At 72.9% G+C, this 4,551-nt stretch carries 6 protein-coding genes; 2 read left to right on the plus strand and 4 right to left on the minus strand.

What is annotated here, in order from left to right; genetic code table 11:
• From HUW36_RS26390 to HUW36_RS26405, 4 genes are all read right to left on the minus strand, one after another.
• Nucleotides 1–1,031: hypothetical protein (locus tag HUW36_RS26390; protein ID WP_174530616.1), on the minus strand; the 1,031-nt coding region annotated here is incomplete at its 3' end.
• Entirely contained in the window at nt 1,031–1,783 is a 753-nt protein-coding gene (locus HUW36_RS26395) for a DUF8175 domain-containg protein (protein ID WP_174530617.1), read from the minus strand. The genes HUW36_RS26395 and HUW36_RS26390, both read right to left, overlap by 1 nt.
• Nucleotides 1,784–1,811: 28 nt before the next feature.
• Entirely contained in the window at nt 1,812–2,114 is a 303-nt protein-coding gene (locus HUW36_RS26400; protein ID WP_174530618.1) for a hypothetical protein, read from the minus strand.
• A gap of 11 nt (nt 2,115–2,125) precedes the next feature.
• The gene (locus HUW36_RS26405; protein WP_174530619.1) at nt 2,126–2,656 is read right to left on the minus strand and encodes a hypothetical protein; all 531 of its coding nucleotides are present in this window, start codon (nt 2,654–2,656) and stop codon (nt 2,126–2,128) included.
• A gap of 222 nt (nt 2,657–2,878) precedes the next feature.
• Here HUW36_RS26405 and HUW36_RS26410 point away from each other — a divergent pair, with 222 nt between their 5' ends.
• A complete protein-coding gene (locus HUW36_RS26410; RefSeq protein ID WP_174530620.1) occupies nt 2,879–3,376 on the plus strand; it encodes a hypothetical protein in 498 nt (165 codons plus the stop codon).
• Nucleotides 3,373–4,470 (plus strand): M23 family metallopeptidase, encoded by a 1,098-nt coding sequence (locus HUW36_RS26415; RefSeq protein ID WP_174530621.1) that lies wholly within the window; start codon nt 3,373–3,375, stop codon nt 4,468–4,470. The genes HUW36_RS26410 and HUW36_RS26415 overlap by 4 nt, the downstream gene beginning before the upstream one ends.
• The last annotated feature ends 81 nt before the right edge of the window (nt 4,471–4,551 follow it).

Below are 4,551 nucleotides of genomic sequence, written 5' to 3' on the forward strand. Positions count from 1 at the left end.
GCCGGTGCGGCGGCAGGTCCGGAACCGGCCCCGGAGGGGCGGACCGGGGCACCCGGCCCGCCGCCGTCACCACCACCGCCGCCGCCACCGCCACCGGCGCCCCGGGTGGAGTTGAGCAGCATGGCGCCGGTGGCGATGGTCCCGGAGGCCGCCATGCCCCCGCCGCCACCGCCGCCCATGGCGATCTGGCTGGTGGCCGGCGCCAGCAGCTTCAGCAGCGCCGGCATCGCCACGATGCCCATGCACATCAGCACGATGCCGGTCAGCACGGTGGTGAGGTCCTCGCCGTCACCGATCATCCAGAACGCGGCCGCGTACACGGTGGCGGCGGCCGGCTTGTAGAGCAGTGCCGCCATCAGCCAGCTCAGGTAGCGCGCCAGCACGGCGCGACCGGTGCCGGTCATGGCCGCCGCCGCGGCCAGCGGCATCAGTCCGCTCAGCAGCACCTTGATCGCCGCGATGCCGATGCTCAGCAGGATCTGCGTGAACGAGATGAGCAGCAGCATGAACGAGACGGTGATCAGCGCGATCGAGGTGAGGCCGTTGAAGGCGGCCGCGCCGGCCACGGGCGCGAACATCAACAGGCGCTCGCCGAGGTCGCCACCGGTCGACGCGTCCACGATCCACTTGGAGTAGCCGTCACCGAACTCGCTGAGCAGCGCGACGGTCGGCACCCCCGCGGCGCTGATCAGCGTCAGTTGCACGAGGCCACGCCCGGCGTCGGTGGCGGCCTTGGCGTTGCGCTCCCACACGATCCGCCCGGCCGCGACGAGAAGTGAGAAGACCGCGACCGCTCCGGTGATCCAGTAGGTGTACTCGCGCAGCCGGTCGACCGATCCCCCGGTGAGGACCGGGGACGGCACCGCGATCCAGCCGGCGATGAGCGTCTTCAGGGCCCAGGCCGCGGTGTCGCCCATGGCCTTCGCGAGACCGTCGAGCATGGACTCCGCGACGTTCCCGGCGACCGAGTTGGCGACGCCGCCGACGAAGTCTCCGACGCTGCAGTCCGGCTGGGTGATCGGATTGCACATCAGCGGGCCCCCCATTCCACGACGCCGCGCAGGTCGGTCACGGTGCGGCTCAGCGACGTCCAGGCGCCGCCGGGCGGCGCGACCATCTTCCAGTCGTCGTCACGCCACTGGAGCGTGGTGGTGACGACGAACCAGCGTGCGGTGGTGCCGTTGACCGCCCGGTAGACCAGACCGATCACCGCGGTGTCCGGGGTGTAGCTCTGGTAGAGGTAGCCCGCCAACGGTGCGAGATCACCCGGTTGCGCCGGCTGCTCCGGCTCCGCCTCGAGCGCCGCCTGGAGCCGGTCCCGGTCGGGGCTCGGCAGGAACTGCCGGGTCAGGGTCGGCTGCCACGACGCCCGGCCGGCGGCGGCGCCCACGCGGCTGGTCAGCTGCGCGGCGGCGACGAGCGCGCCCTCCGGCGTGTGGGCGAAGCCCGTGGCCTGGGCGTCGCTGTGGTCCCGGGGCCCGGCCCGATCGCTGAACGGCAGCGCGGTGCCCCGGACGACCTGCCAGGTGACGCCGGCCGGTGCGGTCGTCGGAACGGCGGTGGGCAGTTCCCCGGTCGTCTGCGGCTGCGCCGCCGGCGTCCCACTGACGGCGCCCACCGGGGGCGTCTCGGGGCCGGGCCCGTCGTCGTCACCGGACCGCACGGCGACGACGACACCGAGTGCGACGATCACCAGCAACAACGCCGCGGCCAGCACGAAGCCCGGCCGGGTCCACGGCGACGGCTCCTCCACGTAGTCGGCCTGGTAGTTCCTCGAACGCATGGCGGTCCTCCCCCCGTGATCGCCGGGCTCAGGTCAGTGCGTCGACCAGCTGCGGCCCCACTCCGAGCAGCACGCAGCCGGCCAGCCACCAGCCCAGCGCCGAGGTGTTGGTGTCGTCACCGCGGCGGTGGGCGATCGCCATCTTGGCGCCGATGAACATGGCGCCGCCGACGGCGACGGCCGTGACGATCCACTTCACCCAACCGAGGATCGTCAGGATCTTGTCCGATCCGGGGGGCGCGATGTTGCCCGGGTCCGGAGCGGCGATGACATCGGTCGCAACGCCCTGCACGCTGGTGAATGCGGCGTGCAGATGCAGCAACATCGACATTGGTAATTCTCCTAGGTCGAGACGACTTCGACAACGGAATCGCGGAGCGCGGCGATGTCGGGAGGGGGAACGCCCAGATCGGTGGGTAGGTCGGCGGCCAGCAGAACCTCTTGCCAACCGACGCGCCAGACGTTCGGCACCCATCCGCCCAGCAGTTGCAGGCGCTCGTTGACGATCCTCGGCGGTCGTTTCGGCGACGCGGCGACCGCCACGACCCCCTGCACCCGGACGTGCGCCGGGACGGCCCGCCGACGCCACTGCTCCACCGCGCCGGTCGCCGCCAGCGTGCCCGCGGCACTGGCCCGGCAGACCAGGACGACGTTGATCATCGGGGCGTTCTGCGGCAGCAGCGGCCAGACCGACCCGTAGTCGTAGCCGATCCCGGTCAGCGCCGCCAGCGTGCTGGCGCCGCTGCCGCCGTGACAGCCGACCCACCACACCGGAGGCCATCCGCCGGCGAGAGCCTGCGGCGGCACCGGCACCGCGGAGAGAGCCGGCAGTGCGTCGTGCCGCGCACGAATGGGCGCATTGACCGAAGGCACGTCAAAATCCGCCCTGCACTCGACCGTACATGTAACTTTCCCCCGTACCTGACTTGCCCCGCGGCGAACAGTAGCACCCGGTTGCACACCGATCGATATTGTGATTCCACATCGGGACGTGCGGAGCCGCGCCCTGACCGGCCGGTCCATGATGGACCCGAGACGAATGGTCGACACGGGGGTAGAACGGTCATGCGCAATGAAATAGGGAGACGGGCACTGGTGTCGGCGATCGCGATGCCGATGCTGCTCGCGACCCTGTCCGGCTGCTTCCGCTCCGGGGACCCCGACGACGCGGCACCGCGGAACGCCGGCCCCGCACCGACCGTCGGCGGCGCGGTCACCGGCGTGCCGACGCCGGAGGCCTTCGGTCGTGACGACGAGGACGACGACGGACCCGCCGCCCCCGTCACCGGGGCGGCACCCGCGGCGGCCGCCTTCGCCACCGCCTGGGCCCGGCCGCAGCTCGACGCGGCGAGCTGGCTGAAGGGCGTCACGCCGCTGTGCATCCCGCGGTTCGCCACGCAGCTGCGCACCGTCGATCCGGCCAACCTGCCGGCGTCGCGCGTCACCGGTCGCCCCCGGGCGACCTACCCCGTCCGGGACGGCGGCGGGCAGTTCGCGGTCCCCACCGACCGCGGGACGCTGCTGGTCAGCGTCGCCGACGTCGAGGGCCGCTGGCTGGTCACCGGCAACGACTTCGTACGGGCCGGGCGATGACCGACCGGAAGACGTCAGGTCTGGTGGCCGCCTTCGTCGCGATCACCCTGGTGCTGGCCGGGTGCGTGGTCGGGCTGCCGCTGTTCCTGATGGCGGGCTCGGTCAGCGCCTCACCGTGCGGCACGCTACCCGCGCCCGGGCCCTCCGGCGGCGGCGCGGCCACCACCGAGTGGGACCAGAGCCAGGTCGCCAACGCCGCGATCATCGTCGCGGTCGGCCAGGAGATGCAGGTGCCGGCGCGCGGGCTGGTGATCGCCCTGGCCACCGCCATGCAGGAGTCGACGCTGCGCAACCTCGACTACGGCGACCGTGACTCCGTGGGCCTCTTCCAGCAGCGTCCCAGTCAGGGCTGGGGAACCGTGGCCCAGCTGACCGATCCCCGCTACGCCGCCGGCAAGTTCTACACCGCGCTGCTCAAGGTCGAGGGCTGGCAGGGCATGCGGCTCACCGACGCCGCCCAGGCCGTGCAGCGCTCCGGCCTGCCCGAGGCCTACCAGAAGTGGGAGGACGACGCCTACGCGCTGGCCGCCGTCGTCCTGAACGTGGCCAGCGTCGACGAACTGGGCGGCGGGCCGCCCGGAGCGCCCTGCGGTCCCGGTGCCTTCGAGCCCGTCCCGGTCGGCCCGGGCGGCTGGGTGCAGCCGGTACGCGCCGGCATCGTCGCGCCGTGGGGCCAGGACCGCGGCGACCACAAGCATGCCGGCGTCGACCTGGGCGCGCCGAAGCTCACGCCCATCCGGGCCGTGGCCGCCGGTGTGGTGTCGACAAGCACGTGCAACGCCCCGGCCTGGCACGGCTGCGACACCGACGGGTATCCCGGCCTCGGCGGGTGCGGCTGGTACGTCGACGTCCGCCACGACGGCGACATCGCCACCCGCTACTGCCACATGATCCAACAGCCGTTCGTCCGCGTCGGGCAGAAGGTCGCCGCCGGTGAGGTCCTCGGCCTCAGCGGCAGTTCCGGAAACTCCTCCGGCCCGCACCTGCACTTCGAGGTGCACCGCGGGGTCGCCCCCGGGCAGAGCCTGAGCTTCGGCAACTCCGTCGACCCGGTCGCCTTCATGGCGGGCGTCGGGGCGCCGCTGGGCGGCTGACCGGCGGCGCAGCCGGTCCAGCAGCTCGGCCGACGACCCACCGCCGCGCCGGCGCGCCTCAGCGGACGGCCTGGTGCGGCG

This window comes from Micromonospora maritima (assembly GCF_902825405.1).
Lineage (GTDB): Bacteria > Actinomycetota > Actinomycetes > Mycobacteriales > Micromonosporaceae > Micromonospora > Micromonospora maritima.

Bases quoted from the DNA above. Each gene is read 5' to 3' on its own strand.
- HUW36_RS26395 (WP_174530617.1), bottom strand. From the start codon at position 1,783: ATGCGTTCGAGGAACTACCAGGCCGACTACGTGGAGGAGCCGTCGCCG.
- HUW36_RS26400 (WP_174530618.1), bottom strand. From the start codon at position 2,114: ATGTCGATGTTGCTGCATCTGCACGCCGCATTCACCAGCGTGCAGGGC.
- HUW36_RS26415 (WP_174530621.1), top strand. From the start codon at position 3,373: ATGACCGACCGGAAGACGTCAGGTCTGGTGGCCGCCTTCGTCGCGATC.